This is a genomic window from Polaromonas vacuolata, assembly GCF_012584515.1.
GTDB classification, from domain to species: domain Bacteria; phylum Pseudomonadota; class Gammaproteobacteria; order Burkholderiales; family Burkholderiaceae_C; genus Polaromonas; species Polaromonas vacuolata.
Map to the genome: position 1 here is coordinate 77,001 of NZ_CP051461.1, position 26,960 is coordinate 103,960.

The 26,960-nt window shown below is 56.0% G+C and carries 29 protein-coding genes; 11 read left to right on the forward strand and 18 right to left on the reverse strand.

The window, feature by feature from the left end; genetic code table 11:
• Positions 1 to 238 precede the first annotated feature (238 nt).
• Both HC248_RS00350 and HC248_RS00355 read left to right on the forward strand, forming a co-directional pair.
• A complete protein-coding gene (locus HC248_RS00350) occupies positions 239 to 1,198 on the forward strand; it encodes a chromate resistance protein ChrB domain-containing protein (RefSeq protein ID WP_168920746.1) in 960 nt (319 codons plus the stop codon).
• A 289-nt stretch (positions 1,199 to 1,487) separates the two neighbouring features.
• Positions 1,488 to 2,405, forward strand: coding sequence for a Fe-Mn family superoxide dismutase (locus tag HC248_RS00355; RefSeq protein WP_168920747.1), 918 nt, complete (start codon positions 1,488 to 1,490; stop codon positions 2,403 to 2,405).
• A 274-nt stretch (positions 2,406 to 2,679) separates the two neighbouring features.
• Here HC248_RS00355 and HC248_RS00360 read toward each other — a convergent pair whose 3' ends face one another.
• From HC248_RS00360 to HC248_RS00375, 4 genes are all read right to left on the reverse strand, one after another.
• Positions 2,680 to 3,393: an anti-sigma factor gene (locus HC248_RS00360; RefSeq protein WP_168920748.1), complete on the reverse strand. Its 714-nt coding sequence runs from the start codon at positions 3,391 to 3,393 to the stop codon at positions 2,680 to 2,682.
• Positions 3,390 to 3,956 carry a sigma-70 family RNA polymerase sigma factor gene (locus HC248_RS00365; RefSeq protein WP_168920749.1) on the reverse strand — a complete coding sequence of 189 codons (567 nt, stop codon included), beginning with the start codon at positions 3,954 to 3,956 and terminating at the stop codon, positions 3,390 to 3,392. Before HC248_RS00365 ends, HC248_RS00360 begins: the two co-directional genes overlap by 4 nt.
• Before the next feature lie 38 nt (positions 3,957 to 3,994).
• Positions 3,995 to 4,531, reverse strand: coding sequence for a DUF3455 domain-containing protein (locus HC248_RS00370; protein WP_168920750.1), 537 nt, complete (start codon positions 4,529 to 4,531; stop codon positions 3,995 to 3,997).
• 209 nt (positions 4,532 to 4,740) lie between these two features.
• Positions 4,741 to 5,712, reverse strand: a complete 972-nt coding sequence (locus HC248_RS00375; protein WP_168920751.1) for an MBL fold metallo-hydrolase — start codon at positions 5,710 to 5,712, stop codon at positions 4,741 to 4,743.
• A 299-nt stretch (positions 5,713 to 6,011) separates the two neighbouring features.
• Between HC248_RS00375 and HC248_RS00380 the strand changes: the two genes are divergently transcribed.
• Positions 6,012 to 7,688, forward strand: a complete 1,677-nt coding sequence (locus HC248_RS00380; protein ID WP_168920752.1) for a formate--tetrahydrofolate ligase — start codon at positions 6,012 to 6,014, stop codon at positions 7,686 to 7,688.
• 80 nt (positions 7,689 to 7,768) lie between these two features.
• On the opposite strand, the gene HC248_RS00385 is transcribed toward HC248_RS00380, so the two are convergent.
• Positions 7,769 to 9,313, reverse strand: a complete 1,545-nt coding sequence (locus HC248_RS00385; protein ID WP_168920753.1) for a YifB family Mg chelatase-like AAA ATPase — start codon at positions 9,311 to 9,313, stop codon at positions 7,769 to 7,771.
• Positions 9,314 to 9,517: 204 nt separating this feature from the next.
• On the opposite strand from HC248_RS00385, the gene HC248_RS00390 reads away from it, so the two are divergent.
• The 7 genes from HC248_RS00390 (at position 9,518) to glcF (ending at position 16,766) form a co-directional block, all read left to right on the forward strand.
• The gene (locus HC248_RS00390; RefSeq protein ID WP_168920754.1) at positions 9,518 to 10,315 is read left to right on the forward strand and encodes a TorF family putative porin; all 798 of its coding nucleotides are present in this window, start codon (positions 9,518 to 9,520) and stop codon (positions 10,313 to 10,315) included.
• Positions 10,316 to 10,387: 72 nt separating this feature from the next.
• Positions 10,388 to 10,726: a P-II family nitrogen regulator gene (glnK, locus tag HC248_RS00395; RefSeq protein ID WP_168920755.1), complete on the forward strand. Its 339-nt coding sequence runs from the start codon at positions 10,388 to 10,390 to the stop codon at positions 10,724 to 10,726.
• Between the two features lie 51 nt (positions 10,727 to 10,777).
• The gene (amt, locus tag HC248_RS00400; protein ID WP_168920756.1) at positions 10,778 to 12,331 is read left to right on the forward strand and encodes an ammonium transporter; all 1,554 of its coding nucleotides are present in this window, start codon (positions 10,778 to 10,780) and stop codon (positions 12,329 to 12,331) included.
• A 223-nt stretch (positions 12,332 to 12,554) separates the two neighbouring features.
• The gene (locus tag HC248_RS00405) at positions 12,555 to 13,493 is read left to right on the forward strand and encodes an SMP-30/gluconolactonase/LRE family protein (protein ID WP_168920757.1); all 939 of its coding nucleotides are present in this window, start codon (positions 12,555 to 12,557) and stop codon (positions 13,491 to 13,493) included.
• A gap of 75 nt (positions 13,494 to 13,568) precedes the next feature.
• The gene (gene glcE, locus HC248_RS00410) at positions 13,569 to 14,705 is read left to right on the forward strand and encodes a glycolate oxidase subunit GlcE (RefSeq protein ID WP_168920758.1); all 1,137 of its coding nucleotides are present in this window, start codon (positions 13,569 to 13,571) and stop codon (positions 14,703 to 14,705) included.
• An 11-nt stretch (positions 14,706 to 14,716) separates the two neighbouring features.
• The gene (locus tag HC248_RS00415) at positions 14,717 to 15,517 is read left to right on the forward strand and encodes a YoaK family protein (protein WP_168920759.1); all 801 of its coding nucleotides are present in this window, start codon (positions 14,717 to 14,719) and stop codon (positions 15,515 to 15,517) included.
• A gap of 7 nt (positions 15,518 to 15,524) precedes the next feature.
• Positions 15,525 to 16,766, forward strand: a complete 1,242-nt coding sequence (gene glcF / locus HC248_RS00420) for a glycolate oxidase subunit GlcF (RefSeq protein ID WP_168920760.1) — start codon at positions 15,525 to 15,527, stop codon at positions 16,764 to 16,766.
• Positions 16,767 to 16,846: 80 nt separating this feature from the next.
• Here the strand turns inward: glcF and HC248_RS17540 are convergent, their stop codons facing one another.
• From HC248_RS17540 to lplT, 12 genes are all read right to left on the reverse strand, one after another.
• On the reverse strand, positions 16,847 to 17,101 hold the full coding sequence (locus HC248_RS17540) for a hypothetical protein (RefSeq protein WP_238342675.1): 255 nt from the start codon (positions 17,099 to 17,101) through the stop codon (positions 16,847 to 16,849).
• Positions 17,102 to 17,143: 42 nt separating this feature from the next.
• Positions 17,144 to 17,275: a hypothetical protein gene (locus tag HC248_RS17765; RefSeq protein ID WP_272953629.1), complete on the reverse strand. Its 132-nt coding sequence runs from the start codon at positions 17,273 to 17,275 to the stop codon at positions 17,144 to 17,146.
• The gene (locus tag HC248_RS17545) at positions 17,272 to 17,523 is read right to left on the reverse strand and encodes a hypothetical protein (RefSeq protein WP_238342676.1); all 252 of its coding nucleotides are present in this window, start codon (positions 17,521 to 17,523) and stop codon (positions 17,272 to 17,274) included. The genes HC248_RS17765 and HC248_RS17545 overlap by 4 nt, the downstream gene beginning before the upstream one ends.
• A 2-nt stretch (positions 17,524 to 17,525) precedes the next feature.
• Positions 17,526 to 18,083 (reverse strand): KilA-N domain-containing protein, encoded by a 558-nt coding sequence (locus HC248_RS00430; RefSeq protein WP_238342677.1) that lies wholly within the window; start codon positions 18,081 to 18,083, stop codon positions 17,526 to 17,528.
• A gap of 46 nt (positions 18,084 to 18,129) precedes the next feature.
• Entirely contained in the window at positions 18,130 to 18,252 is a 123-nt protein-coding gene (locus HC248_RS17770) for a hypothetical protein (protein WP_272953630.1), read from the reverse strand.
• A gap of 97 nt (positions 18,253 to 18,349) precedes the next feature.
• Positions 18,350 to 18,610, reverse strand: a complete 261-nt coding sequence (locus tag HC248_RS00435) for a hypothetical protein (protein WP_168920761.1) — start codon at positions 18,608 to 18,610, stop codon at positions 18,350 to 18,352.
• A 75-nt stretch (positions 18,611 to 18,685) separates the two neighbouring features.
• A complete protein-coding gene (locus HC248_RS00440) occupies positions 18,686 to 19,978 on the reverse strand; it encodes a type II toxin-antitoxin system HipA family toxin (protein WP_168920762.1) in 1,293 nt (430 codons plus the stop codon).
• Positions 19,979 to 20,008: 30 nt separating this feature from the next.
• Complete coding sequence (locus HC248_RS00445) at positions 20,009 to 20,431, reverse strand: helix-turn-helix domain-containing protein (protein ID WP_168920763.1); 423 nt, start codon at positions 20,429 to 20,431, stop codon at positions 20,009 to 20,011.
• A gap of 108 nt (positions 20,432 to 20,539) precedes the next feature.
• Positions 20,540 to 21,595 (reverse strand): alcohol dehydrogenase family protein, encoded by a 1,056-nt coding sequence (locus tag HC248_RS00450; protein WP_168920764.1) that lies wholly within the window; start codon positions 21,593 to 21,595, stop codon positions 20,540 to 20,542.
• A gap of 62 nt (positions 21,596 to 21,657) precedes the next feature.
• Positions 21,658 to 22,146 carry a glutathione peroxidase gene (locus tag HC248_RS00455; RefSeq protein WP_168920765.1) on the reverse strand — a complete coding sequence of 163 codons (489 nt, stop codon included), beginning with the start codon at positions 22,144 to 22,146 and terminating at the stop codon, positions 21,658 to 21,660.
• Positions 22,147 to 22,202: 56 nt separating this feature from the next.
• The gene (locus HC248_RS00460; protein WP_168920766.1) at positions 22,203 to 23,105 is read right to left on the reverse strand and encodes a DMT family transporter; all 903 of its coding nucleotides are present in this window, start codon (positions 23,103 to 23,105) and stop codon (positions 22,203 to 22,205) included.
• On the reverse strand, positions 23,105 to 24,385 hold the full coding sequence (lplT, locus tag HC248_RS00465) for a lysophospholipid transporter LplT (protein ID WP_168920767.1): 1,281 nt from the start codon (positions 24,383 to 24,385) through the stop codon (positions 23,105 to 23,107). Before lplT ends, HC248_RS00460 begins: the two co-directional genes overlap by 1 nt.
• A gap of 200 nt (positions 24,386 to 24,585) precedes the next feature.
• Between lplT and alr the strand changes: the two genes are divergently transcribed.
• Complete coding sequence (alr, locus tag HC248_RS00470; protein ID WP_168920768.1) at positions 24,586 to 25,680, forward strand: alanine racemase; 1,095 nt, start codon at positions 24,586 to 24,588, stop codon at positions 25,678 to 25,680.
• Between the two features lie 86 nt (positions 25,681 to 25,766).
• Here the strand turns inward: alr and HC248_RS00475 are convergent, their stop codons facing one another.
• The gene (locus HC248_RS00475) at positions 25,767 to 26,756 is read right to left on the reverse strand and encodes a 2-dehydropantoate 2-reductase (RefSeq protein WP_168920769.1); all 990 of its coding nucleotides are present in this window, start codon (positions 26,754 to 26,756) and stop codon (positions 25,767 to 25,769) included.
• Positions 26,757 to 26,960 lie beyond the last annotated feature (204 nt).

Here is a 26,960-nt window from a genome sequence, read left to right on the forward strand (position 1 = left end):
CATCTATACGAATTTGTTGAATAGGAGTGCTTTGACGGCTATGTTGGCAATAGTAAAGATAAAAACCGACAGGACGTAGCCGGTGTTTTTCATCTGCAGATCAGGTCAAAACTTGTCTCGACTCAAGATGTCAAGACACAGGATTACTGTTCTGCACGGTGGTTTAAACCGACCAAATTAAATTAAATTTAGTTTTTTGTATTTGTAGTAATTAAGACATTAATGTAATATTTACTACATGTCTTTATTTGAAACAACTAGTTGGCTTCTTTTAGTCGCCAGTCTCCCCACCACCAGCGCCACGGCACGCATGCGTATTTGGCGTGCCATCAAGGCGCTGGGCTGCGTGCCCATGCGGGACGGCGCTTATCTGCTGCCGGCACTCAGCGCTCATGAAGCTGCGCTCACTGCGTTAGCCGAAGAAACCATTCAGCAGGGCGGGCAAGCATGGCTGGTCAATATTTCTTCTCGGTCCGCTGAGCAGGAAGCCGCTTTCAAGGCCTTGTTTGACCGCAGCGAGGATCACACCACCTTTTTTAACGATCTAAGTTCAGCTCGGCTGGCTTTGGCCAAGCAGTTGCCCGTCGAAGTTAACCGTGCGCTGCGCAAGCTTGGCCGCGACTTCGACGCCCTGAGCGCGGTTGACTTCTTTCCCAGCGACACGAGCTTGCGCACGCAGTCGGCTTGGGCCGATTTTCAGGAAGCGGCAAACGCCGTGCTGTCGCCTGGCGAGCCTCGCAGTGAGGCGGGTCAGATTCTTTTGCGTCCCTTGGCTGATTACCAAGGTCGTACTTGGTCTACGCGCCGACAACTGTGGGTTGACCGGGTCGCCAGCGCCTGGCTGATACAGCGCTTTATCGACACCAAAGCGTGTTTTGTCTGGCTAGACCAGCCCAAGGACTGCCCCAAAAATGCGTTGGGCTTTGATTTTGACGGCGCCGAGTTCTCTCATGTCGGCGACAAAGTCACGTTCGAGGTACTGATGACCAGTTTCGGCCTGCAGGGCGACCGCGGGCTACAGCGCCTAGCAGTCATGGTTCATGCGCTCGATGTTGGCGGCACGCCAGCGCTTGAAGCGGTGGGGTTTGAGGCAATTCTTAAAGGGGCATCGCAGCGTTTGCCTGACGACAGTGCATTGTTGCAAGAAATCGGCAGCGTTCTGGATTCCCTGTATGTGCACTTCCAACAGGAGTCTTGATCATGAACCATCACACAGCCTATTCATTGACGCAGGAAGCGACCACTTGAATGCGCTGGCCGTGTTGCGACTGCCGCTGGTGACCTCCTTGATGACGACTATTGATTGGCCATTGCTGAGCCAAATCGGTATTTTTTTGCGAAGGCTAGCGCTCTTGACAAAGGTTTTGATAAAGGTTCCGAGCTTGTACCCAAACCGTCGGGTGCTGGCTCGTGTCAAAACGCCTGTCCCATTCCCAAGGGGCTGCTTTCGCCCTTTCATTCCACGCCATTAAACAGGAGAAAAAATCGTGACTTTCAAAATTCAAGAATTGAGCATTGATCCTAAAAAGCTGCTGGGTCTGTCGGAAGGCTTGGTGCGCAGCCATCACCAAAACAACTACGGCGGTGCGGTCAAGCGCCTAGCCGCCATCCAAGGTGAGCTGGCCAAACTCGACTGGGCAACAGCACCGGTGTTTCAAGTCAATGGCTTGAAGCGGGAAGAACTTATCGCGACAAACTCGGTGGTGTTGCACGAACTGCACTTTCGCTGCCTAGGCGGCGAAGGCCAGGCGATGGTGCCGGCTTTGGCACTGGCGTTAGCGGCGAGCTTTGGCAGCGTCGAGCGTTGGCGCGAAGAATTTGTCGCCATGGGCAAAGCCTTGGGCGGTGGCTCCGGTTGGGTGCTGCTCACTTTCCAGCCTCGTGACGGCACCTTGGTCAACCAATGGGCGGCCGACCACACCCAGGCGCTGGCCGGTGGGATTCCTATTCTGGCGCTAGACATGTATGAGCATGCGTATCAGCTAGATTTCGGCGCCAAGGCCGGTGACTATTTTGACGCATTCATGGCCAATATCGCTTGGGACGCGGTCTACACCGGCTACCAGCACGCGGTGCACGGCGCCAGCCAGGCTTTTGCCGCTGGGCAGGACGACGCTACCGCTGCAGTGCTTATTGATGTGCGGCGCGCCGGCATGTTCGAGCAGGCCAGCAACATGATCCCCGGTGCGATATGGCGCGACCCGGCCAAGGTGGGCGACTGGGCTGCTGACCTGCCTGCGGGCAGAGAAATAATTGTCTACTGCGTGTTCGGTCATGAGGTCAGCCGAGCCACAGCCATGCGCCTGCGTGGTCATGGCCTCAATGCCCGCTACATGACCGGCGGCATCGATGCGTGGCAAAAAGCTGGCCGTCCGCTAATTGCCAAGCCACTTAGCGTTATTTAATTTTTAATTCATAGATTTAAGAATGCTGTTTCCTCAGTCCTACTAGAGAAAATTGTGTCGCGCCCTGCCAGTTGCTTCGGCGCTTCATGCACGGCAGGCGAGGTACGTTTTGGACGCATCTCGGGCGTGAGGCGGTGTTGGACACCTAGACTCTTGCGCTCTGTTGACCATTTTGTTAGTACGCCACTTTATCGACCGTCAGCGTATGCGGCGAGGCGAATAAAGGCCTCACCAACAACGGCTCAGTAACGGCTAAATAACAGCTAAATGACGGCTAAATCACGGGCACCGCACGGCCCAAAAACTGAATCGGGCCGGTCGGCCTGCCGGTGGGTGAACCGCTAGTTGGCTCTAGCGTCAGCTCGAACAGTTGGTTGGAACGGATCGCTGGCAAAGCGCTGATAGGCACGTTGATGCGCTGACCCGGTTTGACCAGACCGAGCGAGACCGGCGCATCCCAGCCTTCGGCTTTGGTCCAGAACTGCAACGCCTTGTCGGGAGGCACTTCAAAAGTACCCAGTGGGATCAAGCTCACTTGTTGCTTGTCAGACGCTTGAATCACCCAGCCCGGCGCTTTGTCTTGCGGTGCCACCAGAACCACCATGAATTTGGGAACGCTGGTATCTGGTTGACCCACCAGCAGCGCCGTCATCACAACCGTAGCGGCCATGCCACTGGCGGCCAGTGAGCGCCACAACGCGGTGTTGCGCCAAATGCGTTCCCACCAAAGCAGTGCAGGTGCGGGTTGATTCAGACCCAGCGTGTGCTCAAGCCGTGTCCACAGGCGTGGCGGCGGTGTAATCGGCTCTGCAAGATCTGCAAAGGGCAACAGGCGCTCGTTCCAACGCGTGGCAGCTTGCGCCCAGCGGGCGTCAGTGTCGATGCGCGCCTGCACTTCGAGATGTTGCTCCGCTGACAAGGTGCCCAGCACAAATTCGCCGGTTAGCGCGGCTATGTCGTCATCGTTGAAGGGGGCGATGAAGCTCATTGCAGGCACTCACGCAAAGACAAAAGGCTTCGTTTAATCCATGCTTTCACGGTTCCCAGCGGCGCACCAATGTGCTGCGCAATCTGGCTGTGCGAATACCCGTCCACATAAGCATGCAGCAGGCAATTGCGGCGGATCGGCTCAAGCATTTCAAAACAGGTGTGCATACGGTCAGCGGTGTACTCCCAGGCAAAGGCGTCTTTGCTATCACGCCAAGCCTGCAGCGACTCTTCTAGGTTTAAGGTTTCCAGGGTTTCAGGGTCTACCGCATGCTGGCGGCTGTTATCGCGTAGGCTGTTAAGGGCTAGGTTGCGGGCAATGGCGTAAATCCATCCCCGTGCCTGACCGCGCAGTGGATCGAAACTTGCTGCACGGCTCCAGATGTTGACAAAGGCGTCGTGCACGATGTCTTCGGCTTGCGGACGGTTGCGCACGATGCGTTGTACGACACCCAGCAGTCTGCTGCTTTCTTGCGTGTACAAACGCTGCAATGCTTCGCCCTGCCCCTTTGCACAGGCGGCTAAGGCACTCTCATAGTCAAAATCGGTCAGGTCTGGATTCACGCCGGAAAGGATAACATCGGGTCGCAGCCCGAAGCGCTTTAGTTAGCTTTCCAAAAGTTGTAATCAGCCTGATATTGCACCACTTGTTTTTGGCTGACCTGCGCTTGTGCGCAAGGCATGGCCGGGGCGATGCCACCCATGGTGTTGACACGCTGGATATAGGTAATGCCTTGCATTGCACCCATGCCCATGGCCGGGTTGGCCTTGACCAATTGCAAGGGAATGTTGCCCGCGCCGCCCGGAGACACCGCCACTTGTGTGCCGGTTATCTTGGAGCCATCTACCGCTTCCCAGGTCGCGGGTGGTCCGTAGTATTTGCCCACTGTCTTGCCTGCGCTGTCCAAAAGCTTGGCGTCTGGCCCGGCAAATACCCATTCAAATTGGTCGGTGTTGTCTTTTTTTACGCGGCACTCGTACGTGATGCTTCCAGCACCTACGGTTTGCATCGCCACGCGGTGACCGGCTGGCACTTGCACCGCGGTAGCCACGCTGGATTGGTCGAAATTCTGGGCAGTGGCGACGCCGCCAGAGAGGGCTAGAACAGCAGTTGCAATCAGAGTTTGATAGGTTTTCATGGTGCCAAATCGTAAAAAGTTAGAACAAATATGAGTAGACTTTTTCTACCCATATTTGTACTACCCGCCAGTAGAACAATCGGATGCAGCCGGATGCAAAAATAATTCCCCAAGGGCATGGCTGTACGGGCAGCCGATGCGCTGGAAATTAGATACGACTGGTACTACTGACTCTGGTGCGATTGCTGGCCCCTCAGCGCCACTAAGTTTTAGCAGCCTGCTGCACAAGCACCGCTAGCTGCAAACTCCATGGTGCGGCCACTCAGTGGCAGGTATACCGGCACGTTGCTGGCTTTGGTGAACATCTCAGTCTTGGTGCCAGCCCGCAATTTGCCGCCTTCGGTGGCGAGCTCGTTGGCGTGCGAAGCGATCACCGCTTGTGGCTTGACCAATTCGTTGATCACGTAGGCCGCTTCGACTGGGCCGGTGGTGAACGTGCCGCCTATGTTGAGCACCACAAGCCCGGCTTTGTACATGCGGCGCACGACAATTTCTTGCTCAGCGGTGACGCCGGTATCACCCGACAGATAGACCACCAAGCCGTTGCTAAAGGTCACTACAAAGCCGCCCGGCGGGCCCATGTAAGCGGTCAGGCCATTGGCTTCGAGCGCGTCAGCATGGTCTTTGTGCAAAAAGGCCGGATCGAGCCCGTTGGAATGCACCGCCGGTACGCTGGCAATCGTCACGCCGCCAATTTTGCTGGTGGCGCCAAAACGCACCAACTGCACTTGCGCAGGGTCGCCGCCGGCTTCTTTCATCTTCAGCGAGAAATACTTACCCATCTCGCCACCGACTATCAACTTGGACTTTTTACCCACCGCAATGTTGACCGTGTTGGAGCCGGGTGCGATCACTTTGGAGAAGTCGGGACTGCCGCAGGTGCCAGCGTTGGCTGAGGGCTGAATCCGGTCGCCAAGGTGGTCGCCGTGCACGTGGCTGAGCAACACCGCGTCGATTTTGCCCAAGCGGCTGTCGTCTGGGCCACGTACGGTGCGGCCTGCGTCGTACAGAATGCGGGTGCCGTCCGGGTCTTCAAACACCATGGCGCGGTCTAGCGGGCAGAACTCACCCGTGTGGCTGCCCAAGGGAGTCACTTTGACGTTGGGCGAGGCGGTGGTCTGGGCATTGGCAAGGCCAAAGCCCGCCGCAAAAATCAGGGGAAGTAGGGCAGAAAGGCGCATGGTGTTGGGTCTCGGTTATGTGGTTGTGGGAAGAGATCGATGCAAACTGAGCGTTTGCATCACGATAAAAAAATCATTCTAAGTACATAAGTAAATTTTTTTTGGGAGAGGTATTAGGTTGACGGCCTCCTCAATCTACGTACCCGTCGACAAGTTTATGGCTATTTAAAATCGCCTGTTAATGCCGCTTTAGCTAGCCTTGACAAGGTAACTTTTGAACACTTTGTTCACGACTAAATCGATAGCAGCCAGAAAAGTGCTATACGGTCTTGAGCAAAACTCAAGACGAAAGTGACGACATGGCTTCCGATATCGAAATCGCCCAGCAGGCGGTACTGCAACGCGTGACCAAAATCGCCCAAGAAAAACTCGGCATTAGCGACGAACACTTAGAGCCCTACGGCCACTACAAGGCAAAAATTTCGCTCGATTACATCGATAGCCTGCAAGACCGTCCGGATGGAAAACTCATTCTTGTCACCGCCATTAGCCCGACACCTGCCGGCGAAGGCAAGACCACGACTACGGTTGGTTTGGCAGACGCGCTAAACCGTATCGGCAAGAAAGCCATCATCTGCTTGCGTGAGCCTTCTCTTGGTCCGGTCTTTGGCATGAAGGGTGGCGCTGCGGGTGGCGGCTACGCGCAAGTCGTGCCCATGGAGGACATCAATCTGCACTTCACCGGCGACTTTTCTGCCATTGCGCTGGCTAACAACTTGCTCGCTGCGATGTTGGACAGCCACGTCCACCACGGCAACTCACTCAACATCGACGTACGCCGCATCACCTGGAAGCGAGCGATGGACATGAATGACCGTGCGCTGCGCGACATCACTTGCTCGTTGGGCGGTCCTGCCAATGGTTACCCGCGGCAAGACGGTTTTGACATTGTGGTGGCGTCTGAAGTCATGGCAATTTTTTGCCTTGCGACCTCGATGAAAGATCTCCGGCAGCGGCTTGGCAACATCGTTGTCGCTCAGACCAAAGACCAAAAACCCGTCACCGCGCGTGACCTAAAAGCCCACGGCGCTATGACAGTGCTGCTCAAAGACGCCTTCAAACCCAATCTGGTACAGACGCTGGAGAACAATCCAGCCATCATCCACGGCGGACCATTTGCCAATATCGCCCACGGCTGCAACTCGGTGATGGCGACCAAGCTGGGTCTAAAACTGGCTGATTACGTCGTCACTGAAGCGGGGTTCGGCGCCGATTTAGGGGCAGAAAAATTCATTGATATCAAGTGCCGCAAATCCGGCTTGCGGCCTGATGTGGCGGTCATAGTCGCGACCATACGGGCGCTAAAGTTTCATGGTGGCGTGGACGTCAAAGAGTTAGACAAAGAAAACTTGCCCGCTCTGGTTAAGGGCATCGCCAACCTAGAGCGGCACGTCAACAATGTGCGCAACCACTACGGCCTGCCTTGCGTGGTGGCGATTAACCATTTCACCTTTGACACGCCAGCAGAAATTGAATTACTGCAGAAAAAAATGGCGCACCACGAAGCGCCGGTTATCGTCTGTCGGCATTGGGCAGAAGGCGGCAAGGGCGCCGAGGATTTGGCGCGCACAGTTGCCGACTTGATAGAAAAAGTTCCGGCTAACTTTCAGTTTGTGTATGAGGAATCAGACTCGCTGTGGGACAAGGTCACAGCGATTGCGACCAAGATTTACGGCGCTAGCGCAGTCACGGCTGACCGCAAGATTAAAGAGCAGATCAAGAAACTGCAAGACGATGGTTATGCGAACTACCCGGTCTGCGTAGCCAAGACCCAGTATTCGTTTTCCACAGATCCGGAGTTGCGTGGTGCACCGACAAATCACGAACTTAATATTCGTGAAGTACGGCTCGCGGCCGGCGCTGAGTTCATCGTCATGGTGTGCGGCGATGTGATGACTATGCCTGGCTTACCGGCAGTTCCGTCGGCGGAAAAAATCGACATAGACGAAAACGGTCGTGTGGTGGGCTTGTTTTAAGCTGGGAGATTCTCAGTTGTTTGTAGGGCTGTTGGCTTAGCTTTTCATTTAGCGGTTTGAAGGGCGCCGTACATGGCAATTTATAGGGCCGCTTTAGGTGTGTGCATAGCCCGGCGGTATTGCACGGCTTCGGCTAGGTGGGCGATTTCTATGCTTTCGGTGCTGGCTAGATCAGCTATCGTGCGGGCTACTTTTAGGCAGCGGTGCATGCTGCGGCCAGACCAGCCGAGCCGGGTCGCTGCGCTGTTGAGGTACTTGGCGCTGTCTGGAGACAGGCGGCACTGCACATCAATCTCAACGCCGTTTAATGCACAGTTGCTCATGCCTTGTCTGGCTATCGAGCGTTCACGCGAGATAGCTACGCGTTGGCGTATGGCCTGACTGCTTTCGCCTTGCGAATGGTTGAGCAGCGCTTCTGGGCTAATCGAGCCAACCTCCACGTGTAGGTCAATTCTGTCTAATAAGGGGCCGCTGATTCGGCCTTGGTAGCGTGCAATAAGCTCGGGCGAGCAGCGGCACGCTCTTTGTATCGAGCCTAAATAACCGCAGGGGCAGGGATTCATCGCGGCGATGAGCTGGAAACGGGCGGGAAATTCAGCTCGCCGCGCCGCGCGTGAAATCGTTATCGTGCCAGTCTCAAGTGGTTCGCGCAGGGCTTCTAGTGCGGCGCGGGGAAACTCGGGTAATTCGTCTAAAAACAGCACGCCGTGATGGGCGAGCGAGATCTCGCCCGGCCTAGGCGGTGAGCCGCCGCCGACCAACGCTACCGCGCTGGCGCTGTGGTGCGGTGAGCAAGTTGGCCTGACTGCCCACTGCTGGAGTTTGAAGCGCCCGTCTAGTGAGGCGATGGCGGCGCTTTGCAAGGCCTCTTCAATCGTCATTTCTGGCAGAAGTCCGGCAAAGCGCTGGGCCAGCATGGATTTGCCCGAACCCGGCGCGCCCACCATCAGCAGGCTATGGCCACCGGCGGCGGCGATTTCTAGCGCCCGTCTGGCGGCGACTTGGCCTTTGACATCGCACATATCGGCGACCAAGGTTTGCGCGGCACGTGCTGTGGGCGGTACTTGGCGCCAGCCTTTGAGTGGTTCGGGCTCTTGCGTTCCGGGTAGAAACTGGCGCACGACATCTAATAGGTGTGTGGCTTCAAAGATTTTTGCATCGGGTACTAGCGCGGCTTCTTGGGCGCTGCCCGGCGGCAGTACTAAGCGCGGTGCGGTTTCGTTTTGACCAGGGCGCAAGGCCAGACTCATGGCCAGTGCGCCGCGTATGGGGCGCAATTGGCCGCTCAGTGATAACTCACCGGCAAACTCATAGTCTTTGAGTTTGGCGTCATCAATTTGACCGCTGGCGGCCAAAATGCCCAGCGCTATGGGTAAGTCAAATCGGCCCGAGTCTTTGGGTAGATCGGCGGGTGCTAGGTTGACGGTGATGCGCTGGTTGGCCGGAAACTCCAAACCCGTGTTTTGTATCGCTGAGCGGACGCGTTCACGCGCTTCTTTGACCTCGGTATCGGCTAATCCCACCAGTGTGAAGCTGGGCAGGCCGTTGGCTAAATGCACCTCGACGCTGACAGAGCGTGCTTCAAGTCCCAGTAAAGCGCGGCTGCGCACTAAAGATAAGCTCATTCGGGTCTCCTGTGTGGGAATGCGTCAAACAAGTGCGTCTGCAGCGCTCTGTTTTGGTGCGGTTTGCAGTACGTGGCAACCATTAGCTAACGTTTAAAGCGATTCAAAGGCCTACTGACATCCATTCGGCTCCCAGGGTTTTTTGGCACGTTACGTGCTTACAAGGTTTTACTAAGTAATTTAACAACCTCCCCGGAGATTCCCATGAAACTGCTTCCTGTCCAATTCGTGTTGTCTGCTGCTCTGCTGGTTTCAGCTTCTGCTTTTGCCCAAACGGCTGCGCCAGCTGCTGAAGCCGCCGCTGAGCCACTGTCTTTCAACATCTCCTTGACCAGCAACTACAAGTTCCGTGGCCAGGATCAGGACCAGGGCAAGTCTCGCGCTATCAAGCCGGCTTTGCAAGGCGGCTTTGACTATGCGTTTGACAACGGTTTTTACGTTGGCAATTGGAATTCGACGATTAACTGGACTAAATACGCGCTGAGCACCAAAGCCAACGCGTCGGTAGAAGTCGACTTGTACGGCGGTTACAAATTTAAAGCCGGCGCGCTGGACTTGGATGTGGGTGCACTGACTTATATCTACCCTAGCGCCAGCCTGGCCAACACTACCGAGGTCTATTTCGGTGCTGGCTACGGCCCAGTTAGCGCTAAATACTCCTATACCGTGTCCGAAGGCTACTTCGGTCTGGGTAAGGATTCTTTAGTCGGCCAAGGCAAAGGTACGGGCTACCTTTCCTTAGCTCTGGCCCAAGAAGTCGCGCCCAAAGTGACTTTCAAGGCATCTTTAGGTCTGACTAATTTCAAGAGCGCAGCTAACGCTGCGGGTGTTCCCGATTACATGGATTACAGCGTAGGCGCAAGCTACGATCTGGGTAGCGGCATGGCTTTGTCGGGTGCATATGTTGGTGCCAACAAGAAAAGCAATTACTTGTTTGCCGTTGATCCAAACAAGTCTGTCAACAAAGGCACTGTGGTGGTGATGTTGACGAAAACCCTGTAAGCCAATTTGGGCGGTGCATGGCAAAGGGGCCGGTTCCGCTTTTTCATCATCTAATTAGGAGGAAACCTGAAAATGAAACTCATCACGGCCATCATTAAACCGTTCAAGTTAGACGAAGTGCGCGAAGCACTCTCGGCGATTGGCGTTCAGGGCATTACCGTTACCGAAGTCAAGGGCTTTGGCCGGCAAAAGGGTCACACCGAACTTTATCGCGGTGCTGAATATGTTGTGGATTTCTTGCCCAAGGTCAAGATTGAGGCGGCGGTCTCCGACGAATTGGTGGATCGCGTGATAGAGGCTGTCGAAGCCGCAGCGCGTACCGGCAAGATCGGCGACGGCAAGATTTTTGTCTACAACCTCGAGCAGGTTGTGCGTATTCGTACCGGCGAGACCGGCAAGGAAGCGCTCTAAGCGCCCGTCTGAATAGACCCCACACCTGCCCATATCAAAGAGAACATTGACATGAAAAAACTTCTTCTTTCACTAGCACTCGGCCTGAGCCTACTCGGCTCCGGTGCTGCAGCGTTGGCCCAAGCGCCTGCTGCCGCGCCTGAAGCGACAGCAGCTTCCGCTGTGACTGCCAAGCCCGCCGATGCCGTGACTGCACCGGCAGCAAGCACTGCTGCTCTGCCAGTTACCGCCGCTGCGCCAGCTGCCGCTGCATCAGCGCCGGCCGCTCCCGTACCTAACAAGGGCGATACCGCTTGGATGATGGTCTCCACTATTCTTGTGATCTTGATGACCGTACCTGGCTTGGCCTTGTTCTACGGCGGCTTGGTGCGTAGCAAAAACATGCTGTCCGTGCTGATGCAAGTTATGGTGACTTTCTCCATGATTGTGGTGCTGTGGTTTATCTACGGTTACAGCTTGGCTTTTACCGAAGGCAACGCCTTCTTCGGCGGCTTTGACCGATTGTTCATGAAAGGAATCTGGGACAACACTGCCGGTACTTTTGCGACTGCCGCTACTTTTAGCAAGGGCGTTGTGATTCCTGAATTGGTGTTTGCCGCCTTCCAAGCAACTTTTGCCGGTATTACAGGCTGCTTGATCGTGGGTGCTTTTGCTGAACGCATTAAGTTCTCCGCCGTGCTGATATTCATGGTTATCTGGTTCACCTTTAGCTATGCGCCTATCGCCCACATGGTCTGGTTCTGGATGGGCCCTGACGCTTACACCAGCAAAGAAGTGGTTGACGCTATGAATGCCAAAGCTGGCTACCTGTGGCAGACCGGCGCGCTGGACTTTGCTGGCGGCACTGTGGTTCACATCAACGCTGCGGTTGCTGGTTTGGTGGGTGCCTACGTGATTGGTAAACGCATTGGTTACGGCAAGGAATCCATGGCACCTCACAGCCTGACACTGACCATGGTCGGTGCGGCATTGTTGTGGGTTGGCTGGTTTGGTTTCAACGCTGGTTCGGCACTCGAAGCCAATGGTTTTGCAGCGTTGGCCTTTATCAATACCTTGGGTGCTACGGCAGCTGCGGTACTGGCCTGGTGTGTTGGCGAGTCCTTGATGCGCGGTAAGGCTTCTATGCTGGGTGCTGCATCCGGTGCGGTAGCTGGTTTGGTGGCAATTACGCCAGCGGCCGGTAATGTCGGCATAGGCGGTGGTTTGGCGATCGGTGTGGTTGCTGGCTTTGCCTGCCTATGGGGTGTGAATGGTTTGAAGAAATTACTCGGTGCGGATGACTCACTCGACGTCTTTGGCGTGCACGGTATCGGCGGCATTGTGGGCGCCTTGCTGACGGGCGTATTTAATTCGCCAAACCTGGGTGGTCCTGGCTATGTGGCTGATTGGGTTACTGCTACCGGTATTACCGCTGGTGACTACTCCATCGTCTCCCAAGTCTTGGTTCAGGCTAAAGCTGTGCTACTTACCATCGTCTGGTCGGGCGTGGTTTCCTTTATCGCCTACAAGATTGTTGACCTGACGATTGGTCTGCGCGTGAGCGAAGAAGACGAGCGCGAAGGCTTGGACATCTCGTCCCACGGTGAGACCGCGTATCACAACTGATTGAAGTAATGCGCCTAGCAGCGGCTAAAGACCGCTGGCGCTAGCGAATGTCTCCTGAAGTTATTTGCCCGCCGGCGTCAAAACTGGCGGGCTTTTTTTATGCTTTTTTTAAATCTGTTCTGAGGTCTAGAAGTGGCAAGAACCGCGCGGGTTTGTCTTGCGCTTCGACTAACAAGCCCAGCCAGCACGTTAAAGTCAAGCCTCTCTCTTTACTTGGTGCCCCATGCAAATGCAGCCCGTTACCACTCAGCCCGACGCCCTCGGTGAATCCCCTTTTTGGCATCCTGATGAGCAAATGCTCTACTGGCTAGACATTCCCGGTCGACAAATTCGCCGTATGGACCCTAAAACGCAAGTCGTGCAAAGCTGGGCCATGTCGCAAGAACCCGGCTGCATGGCACCGGCGCGTAATGCCCAAGGAGTCGCTAACGGTTTAGTGATTGCTTTGCGTGACGGTATTTATCACGCGCCGCAATGGGGCGGCGCATTGCATTGTTTGGCGCCGGCCAGTCATGACACCGGCAGCACGCGCTTTAACGACGGAAAGGCCGACCCCTTGGGGCGCTTTTGGGCCGGCACGATTTACGAGCCGCGCACTGCTGCTTTAGCCGAACTTTTCTCACTTGATTCCAGAGCCGGCGGTGCTGCTGGTTTGTTGCGCCAGCAGGGCGCTGCTACGGTGGCCAACGGTCTGGCTTGGTCGCCTGACGCTTCACGTCTTTACTGGAGTGACACCACAAGTCACCGCATTCGCGTCTGGGATTGGGATGCGGCTGGTAACCACATGCGCAATGAAAGCGTCTTCGCCGAATGGCCGGCCAAGCCTTTAGGCTGGCAAAGCGGCACGGGTCACGACGCCAGTTATGGCGGTCGACCAGACGGTGCGGCGGTTGATGTTGAGGGTAACTATTACGCGGCTATGTTTGAGGGTGGTCGGATTCTCAAGCTTTCACCTGCGGCTACGCAACTGGCCGATATCACTGTGCCGGCGCGCTGCCCGACCATGCCTTGCTTTGGTGGTCCTGACCTCAAGACTTTGTATGTAACGACTGCTAGTTATGGCCGCTCGGCCGCAGAGCTCAAGGCTTGGCCGCATTCCGGCTGCGTATTTGCCATGCCGCTTGATGTGCCGGGTTTGCCGGTGAATTTCGCCATCGTTTGAGTCGGCAAAAAAACTGCACACAACAGCCTCAAAAAAATCAGCATCGCCCAGTCAGATGCCGCTTACCATCAAATCATGCCAATAGATACAGAAACAATTGCCGACTTTGTCCAACAGGTGCGCAGCGCGGCCGAAACCCGCACACCACTGCGTTTTCGCGGCGGCGGCAGCAAAGACTTTTATGGCCAATCTTTTGACGGCCAAATACTTGATACCCGGCCGCTTTCTGGCGTCGTCAGCTATGAACCCAGCGAGTTAGTCGTCACCGTTGGCGCTGGCACTTCGCTGGCTGAACTCGAAGCTCTGCTAGCCGCGCAAGGCCAATGTCTGCCGTTTGAGCCGCCGCACTTTAACCGCAATGCCGATGGCGTCTCACCGGCAACCGTAGGCGGTATGCTCGCGGCTGGCTTGAGTGGCCCGGCACGCGCCAGCGCTGGTGCGGTGCGCGACTTTGTATTGGGTTTGCAAATCATCAATGGCCGCGCTGAGCATTTAACTTTTGGCGGTCAGGTCATGAAAAACGTGGCGGGCTATGACGTCTCTCGCCTGATGAACGGCAGTATGGGTACGTTGGCGCTGTTAACTGAAATCAGCTTGAAGGTGCTGCCCATAGCGCCCGCTGAAGCGACCCTGGTATTTCCCTGCGACCAAGCCCAAGCCTTGTCTTGGCTACACGGCTGGGGCGCAAAACCCTTGCCGCTTAACGCCAGTTGCTGGATGGAGCAGGGCGGTCAAGGACGACTTTATCTGCGCCTACGCGGCGCGCAGGCTGCCGTTGCTGCGGCTTGCAAAACGTTGGGTGGTGAACGTATGGCGGATGCCGCCGCCAGTGAGTTTTGGCTGGCTTGCCGCGACCAGCGTTTGGCTTGGTTTGAACAACGCACGCCGACGCAAGACTTGTGGCGGCTGTCGCTGCCGCAAACAGCGGCTGTATTGCTACTGCCTGAGTCATGTAGCAGCACCTTGGTGGAGTGGCATGGCGGTCAGCGCTGGATTTGCGCTGAGGCCTCTGACGCGCCCCGGCTGCGTGAGCTCGCGGCAATGGCTGGCGGACATGCAACGCTGTTTAAGACGGCGCTGGACCGTCCGGTTAGCGCGGTGCAACGTTTTGATACTTTGCAGCCAGCGCTGGCACGCATACAGGCCGGCCTAAGGCGCGAGTTTGACCCGATTGGCATCTTTAACCCTGAACGCGCATACCTTAAAAGCTAGAACGCTTTTTTATGCGACGTTTGCGACATCTCAGCGGACAACACCGCACCGACTCGACCAATCGACTGCTGGGGGGAATGCTGGCTTTTAATGCCGGCGCCATCAATGCCGGCGGTTTTTTGCTGATCAGCATGTATACCTCGCACATGACCGGGTTTGCCTCCATGTTGGCGGACAACATAGTGCTGGGTAATTTGACACCCGTGCTCAGCGCCCTAGGCGCGCTGCTAATGTTTGCAGCTGGTGCAGCCTTTACCGCCGTCATGGTGAACTGGTCGCGCCACCACTGGCTGCGCAGCGAGTACGCCATGCCTTTGCTAGTCGAAGCCATTTTGCTGCTGATTTTCGGCTTGATGGGCGCGACGCTGACCCGTCAAACTCCTTTTGCTGTGCCGCTGACTTTGCTGGTGCTGGCCTTCATCATGGGTTTGCAAAACGCACTGGTCAGCAAACTGTCTAAGTCTCAGATACGCACCACCCACATGACAGGCGTGATCACAGATTTGGGTATTGAGCTGGGCAAGCTGTTGTATTGGAACCGTACCGAGAGCCCGATTGCTTCCCGGGTACGCGCCAATCAGATCAAGTTACGGCTGTACACCACACTGTTGCTGTCCTTCATTGGTGGCGGCTTGGTTGGCGCCATCGGCTTTAAATACGTAGGTTTTATCTGGGTACTACCCTTGTCCATAGCCTTGATGGCACTGTCTATCCCACCACTTTTTCTGGATTGGCGGCGCGGTTTCCGGCGCCGCGAAAAGGCCAAGTCTCGGGCCGATGCTGCGCCTGCGACTAACGACACATCTTCATAAAGAAATCATGCAAACAACGCTCGCTCCTGAATTTAAAAATACCGCCGACGGCCAGCAGGCTGAAGCCATTTTGCGTAAGTGCGTGCACTGCGGTTTTTGTACCGCCACCTGCCCGACGTATCAGCTGTTAGGCGATGAGCTCGATGGTCCGCGTGGCCGTATCTACCTGATCAAGCAAGTGCTAGAAGGTCAAACGCCAACGCGTAAAACTCAGATGCATTTAGACCGCTGCCTGACTTGCCGCAACTGCGAGACCACCTGCCCAAGCGGTGTGCAATACGGCAACTTGATAGAAATTGGTCGCAAGCTAGTCGACGAGCGCGTACCGCGCCCACCCGCCGAGAAAGCTTTGCGCTGGGCGCTCAAAGAAGGCCTGCCTTCGCCGCTGTTCGCGCCGGCCATGAAGCTAGGCCAAGCGGTGCGCGGTTTGCTGCCCGCAGCGCTGAAAAACAAAGTACCAGCGCGCCAAGATGCCGGCTCAATACCGACGCGCACGCATGCCCGCAAGATGCTCATGCTCAGTGGCTGCGTTCAGCCGTCTATGCTGCCCAATATCAATAGCGCCACGGTGCGCGTGCTTGACGCGGCTGGCATACAGGTGGTGACAGCGGCCAAGGCGGGCTGCTGCGGTGCAGTCAAGCTGCATATGAACGACCACACTGGCAGCCATGTCGAGATCAAGCGAAACATTGACGCTTGGTGGCCACTGATTGTGGGCGACGCCGACAACGCTGGCGTCGAGGCGATTGTCATGAACGCTTCAGGCTGCGGCGTGACGGTTAAAGACTACGGTCATATTCTCAAAGACGACCCCGTCTATGCCGAAAAAGCCGCGCAGGTCAGTGCTTTGACGCGGGACTTGAGTGAGTTGCTGCCCGAGCTGGTCGAAAAACTCTCGGCGCAGGTTGCCGCCAAAGCCGGTCAAGTCGCTTTTCACCCGCCTTGCACCTTGCAGCACGGCCAGCAGCTGCGCGGCGGTGTCGAGCAATACCTGACGCAACTCGGTTTCAACATCCGTACCGCCAGTTGTGAAGCGCATTTGTGCTGTGGCTCGGCCGGTACTTACTCGGTACTCCAGCCGAAACTGGCGTATGAGCTGCGCGACCGTAAGTTAGGCAATTTGCAAGAGATGGCACCCGAGGTGATTGTCTCGGCCAACGTCGGCTGCATCACGCATTTGCAAAGCGGCACGGCCACGCCGGTGCGGCATTGGGTGGAGTTGCTGGACGATGCTTTGACGCCGGTTTAAGTTTGGTTGTTTGGTGAATGGGCTTGGGCACCGCAAAAGCTGCATTTCCCATGCGCCCAAGTGTGCTCGGTGCGCTCAAACTAGATATTGCCCGCATCACTGGCAAAGCTCGTGGCAATCGGATGCGCGCCATTGGCGTACTTTGAGTAGTACACGCTACGCCGCGCCAGCAAACTGGTCAGGCGCGTGATGCCAATGCCAAATACCTGTTTCGTCAGGATGTGATTCACGCGCTCTTGCAGGTCTGGAATATCTTGCGCCAGCCCCAGGGTGAGCCGACTGGTGATCTCGCGCAGAAACACGCTTGACTTGGTGAACGGGTCCAGAAAGCGCACGGCCTTGCTGGCCCACAGGTCGGCACCACCGTGGTCCGTGGCCTAGGCCAGCGTGTCCAACATACGCCCGGCAAGCCCGGGCAGGGTAAAGACTTCGTCGTTCGACAGGTTGGCAATGCAGGTCAGCACATCGGGGTTGCGTCCGCGCAGGGTGAAGGAAACCTGTTCGTTCATGGCTGTTTGCCTTGGAGCCGCTGCACACCCACATCGGCCAACAGCAGCTTCATTTGCGCTATGGCGGTCTGGTTCAGCAGAGCTAGCCGCTCCGTCTGCGCCAGCTTTTGATGAATGAAGTGCGCGTTCAGCGTTTCCAGATTGGCCAGGCACACCAGTTGCGCGGCATTGGCTTGGTCGCGGATGTTGCCCTTGTTGCCGGGGTTTTCATCACGCCACTGTGCAGCGGTCTTGCCAAACAGCGCCATGTTCAGAAGATCGGCCTCGCTGGCGAGATCAGATTGGTTTGCTGGGCGGTGAGTTGTGGCGGAATCAGTTGGGTTTTGATGGCGTCGGTATGGATGCGGTAATTGATCTTGGTTAGATTGCGGCGAATGTCCCAGCCCAGTTGGTCGCGTTCGGTCTCTTTGAGGCGCTGGAACTCTTTGATGAGGTAAATCTTGAATTCCGCGCTGATCCACATGCCGAACTCGAAAGCAATATCCTGGTGTGCGTAGGTGCCGCCATAGCGCCCAGCCTTTGCGACCAGTCCAATGGCGTTCGTCTGAGCCACCCATTCCTTGGCGCTGAGTTTGTAGTTGTTGAGACCCGCCTGACTTTTAATTGTGGCGAATCCGCCATAGTTGAAATTCGGGTTGTGAACCTGCTCCCAGATGCCCAGAAACTCCACAGTGTTGCGGTTGCGCAGCCAGTCGGAGATAAAAAAGTCACCGTCTTTAGCCCGGATCATGTCCGTGAGGGAGATGAAATCCTTATCGCCCACGCTATAGACCGTGATGCTCGTGCCCTTAACTTCAATTTTGGCCATGTGCCTCATCCTCCTTGTTATGTGACGATATTGCGCAGGGATACGGTCACAACTTGTGACTACATGCCAACTCGCGCACCGTCATGGGCGGGTAGATTTTGATGGGTGTAAAAATTTCATGCTTTAGCTGGGCCACTGCCGCCTCTGAGTACTGCGCGTAGTTTGGCATGTGCTCTTTCTGATGCGTGATTGAACCACACCAACAAATACTCTGAGCAGTCCAAATCAGTGGTTGAAATCGAATCAGCAAAAATCATCACTCGACGTCAACCACAATCAGGTCTTCGCTGAGAGGAAATCCATTGCTTAGCCAATCTGACCCATACGTAAGACTCACGCCCTTGCCTGAGTCGACTAATTTGAGCTTGCCAACGTAGCGCGCCGCAGTCTTCTTTGGGTTTGGCCAAGGTCGCCAGCGTCTGGTCGCGGCCAACCAGCCAGAGTGCGGTTGCAAGCACGCCAAGGCTGACGCTGGGTTCGCCAGCTTCCAAGCGCAAAAGAGTCGCCACGCTGATGCCTATGCCCATGCGTTGTGCGCCTAGTTTCGAGTGATTCTTTGCGGCCTTGCCTTGCCTCGCTGCCGGTTAAATTCAAAAATACGGCTATCTAGCGAAAGGGCTTGGGCGCTGCGGGCGAACTGACGCTGCGTAATGCGCAGAACTAAAGGCTTGCCTTTGTCCCAGCAGCTGCGCACCGTCTATGCGTTCTGCCAGGCTATCGAGATCAGCGGCACAAACGCCGCACTGTGCAAAATGTTGACGCCAGCCATCGACTATGCGGATAAGGTTGACGACAGCCGCTGCGGCTTGTGCTGGGGTGTAGCCAAAGAGTTCGCACTGCGACATGGCATTAGAAAGCGTTGAGTCACGCTGGTCATTGCCGACGATGAATTCTTGAAATCCTTGACCTGAATTCGTTGTCAATACGTCATAGGCTGGCGCAAGTCGATATTTACCTTGGTGCGTCGGCTCGACCACCATGAGTGAGTGGTTTTTCTCATGGTCATCGGTGTTGTCGATCAGGATGTTGAACACCATACGGCGAAACAGCTCCTGCATATCGAGAAGATTCCGACCTTCTTCTGCCACGCCAGCACGCCGCAGCAACTGAGCCAACGCTGGGTAGCCAAGATCGGGCTCCTGCCCGGCAACGCTCTGAGCGCGTAACGCAGTACCCGCTGATAGGCAATGGATGCGTCGCGCGCCTTGTCTATCAAAACGACGTACCGCTAGCGCATGCTCACCGACGAGTTGCACTACTTGTGTTTCCGCCACGGTGATGTCGGCCAGCTTGGCAAGCGTCATGGACGCATGCTCAATAAGTGGCACGTCTATGGGTTCATTGTTGAAAAACTTAATCAGCCATTCTTCACCGGCAATGTCTATGAGCGCTTTGGGCTTGGCGCCACCAAAACTGCCGCCAGCGGACAGTAGCTTGCGCTCTATGTTGCTGATCACTTCCTTGGCGCTGACCTTGTGGACGATTTCGCTTAACTGCTGGGCTTGGTCCAATCGTGGCAGGGGGCTTTTGGGGCGTGGTGTGTATGTTTGGGCTGAGAGCGACACGCCGAGCGCGCCAAAGCGATCGTCGCCAGCGTAAAACAAATACTCCATGAGGGACAGTCGAGCCGGCTTGTCGAGGTACTGTATGACGCGCTCGCCCCAGCGGTCAGGCCGTGCGTCATCGACTGCACCGACAGCCAGACCTTTCCACCTTGGTAAATGCTCGACGTCAACCACAATCAGGTCTTCGCTGAGAGGAAATCCATTGCTTAGCCAATCTGACCCATACGTAAGACTCACGCCCTTGCCCGAGTCGACTAATTTGAGTTTGCCAACGTAGCGCGATGTAGTCGGGTCTGTGAGAAGCCACAGGTAGAGCTGGTCATGTTTCATGCGCTTTTTTTATCCTTAGTCCTTAGTCGTCTATGCTTGTGGCACTTGGTTTGGCGCATCAGCCTTAGTCTGACTGTCTTGAAGGGCTTGCCGTAGCGAGACTTTTTTCAGCTTGGCCTGCGCTGTTGCGCGCACCCTTGCTTTGCCAAGCGCCTCAGCTTGGCGCACGTCTAGCTCAAGCGCGCCGCGGTCTTCTTTGGGTGTGGCCAAGGTCGCCAGCGTCTGGTCGCGGCCAACCAGCCAGAGTGCGGTCGCAAGCACGCCAAGGCTGACGCTGGGTTCGCCAGCTTCCAAGCGCAAAAGAGTCGGCACGCTAATGCCTATGCGTTGGGCCCAAGTTTTGAGTGATTCTTTGCGGCGTAGCCTTGCAACGGCTAGGTCGGCGCCTAGCTGTGCCAGCGCAGCAAGCGTCGCTGGCGGCATTTGTGCAAGAGCGGAACTGGATTTTGACATAACATATAGTTTATCGATTTACGCTATTTCGATCAACTATATGTTAGTTTTAGCTGTGGCTGCCGCCTACAAGCATGGTTTATTGGTTATCCCGATGCGAGTCTGGGATTAAAGCTTACCGATATCAATCACCAGTTTGCCAATATGCGCCTTGGTCTCGAACTGAGTTTGCGCAAGGTGTAGATCAGCCAGTGCAAATGTTTCGGCTACCAGTGGCTTGATAGCGCTAGACGCGATGCGCTGCACCAAGTTGGCAAAGACGTTTTTTCCCAGTACGGTGCAACCGAATAAGCTCAAGTCTTTCAGGTAGATGGTGCGCATATCGAGCGCCACCATATGGCCGCCTATAGCGCCCGCGGCGGCGTAGCGGCCAAACGGTTTGAGCACGTCCAGCAGGCTTGGCCAAGCCGGTCCGGCGACCAGGTCTATCACCACATCGACGCTGTTTTTGCCCAATGCTTGCGCCAGATCAGCGCTGCGTTCGACGCTTTGGTCTGCACCTAAAGCCAGTACGGCATCGAGTTTTGCGGCTGCGGTAAGCGCAATCACGTGCGCGCCTCTGGCTTTCGCCAACTGAATCGTGGCCGAGCCCACGCCGCCCGAAGCGCCGGTGACCAACAGCACATCGCCGGCGACTACGTTGGCACGCGTGAGCATGTTTTCTGCGGTTGAGTAAGAGCAGGGAAATGAGGCCAGTTCCACATCGCTTAGCGGGCTGTTGACCACATGTGCGTGGCGACCAGCGACCACGCAGTATTGGGCAAAACCGCCGTCACATTCAGAGCCAAAGTACCAAGGCTGGTCTAGAGTTTTGCCATCGACTTCCCAAAGACAGGGTTCGACCAACACCCGCTGGTGCAGCAGCTTGGGGTCGGCTTGTGCGCCCACTGCCACCACCACACCGCAGACATCAGCGCCTTGGATACGTGGAAACTTAAACGCGTTGCCACTCCAGCTGGCCGTGCTGCTGTCGTCAGCGGATTTGGCATACCAGCCGATGCGGGTGTTGATGTCGGTGTTGTTCACGCCCGCGGCGCCAACTTTGATCAACACATCGCGCGGCCCTGGTGTGGGCACGGCGATGTCGTCTTTGAGCACCAGCATGTCGAGCCCGCCGTAGCAGGTTAGCTGCATGCCAGTCATGTATTTAGGAATCGGTTTCATCGAGTTCTGATTGGGTTTGGCTGTCATCTAAAGGCCACGAAAAAATAGCCAGTGGGGAAATATCAGCGAGCTAGCGCCGCCTCAATATCTTTTAGCAGGCTGGCTGGCTGGTCCAGCGGCGCAAAACGCTTGATGACTTGGCCGTCTTTGCCGATCAGAAACTTGGTGAAGTTCCACTTGATCGCCGTGCTGCCGAGTAAGCCCGGCGTTTGGTGGGCTAGCCATTGGTAGAGCGGATCGGCTGCGCCGCCGTTGACCTCAATTTTCGCCATCATGGGGAAACTCACCCCATAGTTGCGCTCGCAAAAGCTAGCAATTTCTTTGTTGTCGCCCGGGTCTTGCGCGCCAAACTGATTGCATGGAAACCCCAGCACCGCCAGACCTTTGGCTGCGTGGCTTTTGTGCAGCAACTCCAAGCCGGCGAACTGCGGCGTAAAACCGCATTCGCTGGCGGTATTGACGATGAGTAAGACCTGGCCTTTGAAAGCGGAGAGCGGCGTTTCTTGGCCCTCAATATTGCGCACGCTAAAGTCGTAAACCGATGTTGTCATGAAGATAACTCCCTGTTGGAGGTGTTATTTTGCGCGCTTGAGAAACGCACGTTGCTTCAGTGCGCAGCAGCCTTACCCGGCAGTAATGCAGACAACATCGCCGCCAACACGATGAGACTGCCGCCCAGCAAAATGCGCGGTGTGAAATCGGCAGCGCCCAGCGCTGCGGCAGACAAACTGGCGAACAAAATCTCGGTCAGCATCACCAACGCTGTGGCGCTGGCCGATAGCCTGGCGGCACCATATTGCAAAGCCGCATTACCCAGAAAAAAGGCCAAGCCAAGTCCAAGTGCTACGGGCAATGCTGCCAGCGTTAAAGTCGGCGCGTTGATAGCGACGAGTTGCATTCCCAACAAAGCCGTGCCGCCCGCCATCAGTGTGCCGCCGCCAAACATGGCCAGCATGCGCGAGCCGTTGGGCGTGTAATTGAGTTTTCTCAGCATCGCATTGGTGATGGCAAAGCACAGCCCGCCGGTGATTGCCAACCAATCAGCCAAGCTTTGCGGTATGGGGAACGACGTTTCCGGCGACTTCAAAACGATGAGCACGCCGGTCATGGCCAGCAGCAGTCGCAGCAAGGAGGGCGCGCTGGGCTTTTCCCCTAAAAGCCACCAGCCCACCAACACTGACCAAGCTGGCATCAGATAAAACAGCAGTACGACGCGCACCACGTCGCCCTCGGTGACGGCCCAGTTAAAGCAGACATTGGTCAGACCAGAAATCAGTGCCAGCAACAACAGCGAAGGGTGGTCAATAAGGCCGCGCAGGCTTTTGCTATTGGCGCAAAGCAGCAGCACAAACACCAGCAGATAAATCAGCGCGGTTGACCAAAGCGGATGCAGGCCTTCGTTCTGCAATTGTCGCAACGGCCACCAGGACATGCCCCAGATAGCGGCGTTAAAAACTAACGCGGCGGTCGCTGTCAAGGCGACTGCAGGCTTGGTTGAATAGCTTGTCATCAGTGGTGGTTGTCGCTACGCACAATCGCCATCAGATGCTCAACCTGCTCCTTGTGATGGATGGTGTTGCTGATGTGCCAGCGCCGGATTAACCACATAAAGCCAGCGACCAACACGCCAAAGCCAGTGATCGCACCAAAGGCTGAAAGCCCTAAACCTGTGGATAAGCTGTAGCCTGCGCCCAAGCTGAGTATGCAGGCCTGCTCGTTAAAGTTCTGCACCGCGATAGAGCGTCCCGCCCCCATGAGGTTGTGACCACGGTGTTGCAGCAACGCATTCATTGGCACAACTAAAAAACCACCCAAGCCACCGAGCAAAATTAGGAATGGTGCGGCAACCCAGACATTGGTGATGAAGTTCATGCCTATGACTAAAAGCCCCATGGCAATGCCTAGCGGAATCACACTGGGTGCTTGTTCAAGCCTCATTCGCAGGGACGCGAGCACCGCGCCTATGGCCGTGCCTATCGCGACCACGCCGACTAAGGACGACGCTTGGGTGGTGCTGTAACCCAGCGCGGCGGCACTCCAAGCCAGCACGATATAGCGCAAGTTGCCAGATACACCCCAAAAAAGTGTCGTGGTTGAGAGTGAAATCTGGCCTAGCTTGTCGCGCCACAAGGCCGAGTTGCAGCTCCAAAAGTCAGGTAGCAGCTCAAGCTTGTTGCGCGGCATGGGGCGCATCTCGACGCCAGTCGCTGGAATGCGGGTGTTAAACCAAGCCGCCACTACATACAAAATTGCCAGCACGCAAATCGCTGCTTCTGGCGCGGTGTTGATGTTGGTGTCTATGAGCGGCATATCAAAAGCCAGCAATCGGCTTGAGACCGAATGGCCTATCAGCTGGCCGCCAAGCAGCACGCCCAAAATAATCGATGAGATGGTCAAGCCCTCTATCCAGCCGTTGGCCTTGACCAATTGCGAAGACGGCAGCAGCTCGGTAAGGATGCCGTATTTAGCTGGCGAATAAGCCGCCGCACCCAGACCAACGATGGCGTAAGCCATCAGCGGATGGGTGCCGAACAGCATCATCATGCAGCCCACAACCTTGATGGCATTGCTGTAGAACATCACCTTGCCCTTGGGCTTGGCATCCGCAAAAGCGCCGACAAAGGGCGCCAATACGACATAAAACAGCGCAAACATAGGTACCAATGCCGCTGGCTGCCACTTGGCCGCACCACTGGTTCTGAGCAGTTCTACGGCGACGACAAATAGCGCGTTATCAGCCAGTGAGCTGAAAAACTGGGCTGCCATGATGGTGTAAAAACCGCGCTTCATTAAATTTTTGGGGGAACTGCTTCAGGTCGGTATCAGGTCTGCTGATACCTTAAGAGAAAGGTTAATGTCAATAAACGATTGTGGTTTATAGCATGGGGCTAGGTGTCAGAATGCATAAAGCTAATGAATATCCATGTTTGAACTCGCCGCATGCTCAGATGAGCATACGCGCCCAACTATCAACTCCTCGAAAAGCTGTCATGCCACGCCCGATTCTCGCCACCATACACACCGACGCGCTTACCCACAACTTAGCACGGGCACGCGCCAATGCACCTGATGCCAGAGCTTGGGCTGTCGTCAAAGCCAATGCTTATGGCCACGGTCTAGAACGCGCCTTTGAGGGCCTACGCGCCGCTGACGGCTTTGCCTTGCTTGACTTGGATGAAGCCAAACGGCTAAGGGCGCTGGACTGGCGCGGGCCTATTTTGCTGCTCGAAGGTTGCTTTGACGCACGCGATTTAGAGCTCTGCTCGCGTCTAGGCCTGTGGCACACGATTCATTGCAACGAGCAAATAGACATGCTGGCTGCCCACAAAACCTTGCTGCCACACCGGATTTTTTTAAAGATGAATTCCGGCATGAATCGGCTTGGCTTTAAGCCTGAGCGCTTTCGCGCCGCTTGGACTCGACTCAATGTGTTGCCGCAGGTCGAAGAGATTTCCCTGATGACGCATTTTTCTGACGCCGATGGACCCAAGGGCATAGCGGCTCAACTGAGCGCCTTTAATGCCGTGACCCACGACTTGCCGGGTGAGCGCAACTTGAGCAATAGCGCCGGCCTGATGCGCCATGCGCCAGAGTTAGCACAGGCCTCAGACTGGGTAAGGCCGGGCATTGTGCTTTACGGTAGCTCGTCCGATTTCCCTGAGCACAGCGCTGCTGACTTGGGGCTGGCACCGACCATGACCTTAAGTAGCAAAATCATAGGCCTGCAAAATTTGGTCGCCGGCGACAGCGTGGGCTACGGCTCGCAGTTTGTGGCTGATGCGGCCATGCGCATTGGCGTGGTGGCGTGTGGCTATGCAGACGGTTATCCGCGCCACTGCGGTACCGGCACGCCAGTGCTGGTCAATGGCGTGCGGACTCGGTTGTTGGGCCGGGTCAGCATGGACATGGTGATGGTCGATCTCACGCCCGTGCCGCAAGCCGCTATGGGTAGCGAAGTCACGCTGTGGGGTCGTTCTGCATCGGGCGCTGTGCTGCCGATTGATGAGGTGGCTCACGCCGCCGGCACGGTAGGCTATGAGTTGATGTGCGCGCTGGCGCAGCGAGTGCCGGTGCTGCTGGCTTGAAGCAGAGCAAAACCTCGACCTCAAAATTGGGTGCCAAATGCAAACCGGATGACGCTACGGCTTGCCTCCAGCGTTCACAACTGAGATCACGCTTGGGCTAAAGGATAAAGACCCAGCGTCCTAGCTTTTAACCGGGTCAAACCCAGCAGCGCATTGGTAAACGGCGTGGCCACGGAGGTGAGTTGGCCAAGTTCACGCACTGCCGAGACCAGCGCGTCAAGCTCAAGCGGCCGACTCGCCTCCACGTCTTGCAGCATAGAAGTTTTGACAGCACCGAGTTTGCGCGTGATGGCGAGTCGTTCTTCTGGCGTTTGGTCAATCGCAATGCCCATGCGCGCGCCGATTTCTTTGGCTTCCAGCATCACGCTGCGAATCAAGCCGGCGACTAACTCGTCATCCAAAATACGGTCTATGTTGGCGCCGGTCAAGGCGCTAATCGGGTTCATCGTCATATTGCCCCAGAGCTTGAACCAGACGTCTTTTTGGATTTGTTCGGACAGCGGCGCTTCAAAACCGGCGCGGCTTAGCAGTGCCGCTAAATCACGTCCGCGCTGGCTTTGCCCACCGGCCGGCTCACCAATGATGAGCTTGTTGCCAAAGTGATGGCGCACCTGGGCTGGGCCGTCTAGCGAGCAACTGGCATGAACTACGCAGCCCATGATTTGCGCTGCTGGTATGGCGGCGGCGATGCTGCCCTCTGGATCTACCGATTGCAGCCGAGTGCCGCTAAGCGCCGCGCCAAAGTCTTGCAAAAACCACCACGGCACACCGTTCATGGCGCACAGCACCAAGGTGTTGGGGCCGATTAGCGGCGCAATATTTTTGACCACTTCTGGCAGCGCCGGTGCTTTTACCGCCAACACCACCAAGTCTTGCGGCCCGAGCTCGGCGGGGTCTGCACTACATGCTAGCCTGTGCTGAGTGTGTTTTCCGGCTTGCTGTACGCCGAGGCCTTGCTGCTGCAAGGCCTCTAGCGTCACGCCGCGCGCCACCAGACTGACGTTGCAACCCGCACTAGCAAGCGCGCCACCTAACCAGCCACCAATCGCGCCAGCGCCATAAATACAGACGTTCATGGTTTTTGCTTCCCGACCAAGGTTTGCGCCCTGTCATTTTTGAGGTTGGAAAAAAGCTTTGTTGATGTCATGTTTTGCTTTCTGTTCATGCTTATCAGTTGATATTCAATTGATAAATGCTTGATAGATAGTTGATGAATGTGTATCGCTTGCAGCGAGACCTACTGGACTCTTTTAACTTAAATTTCCTGACACCCTGCAAAA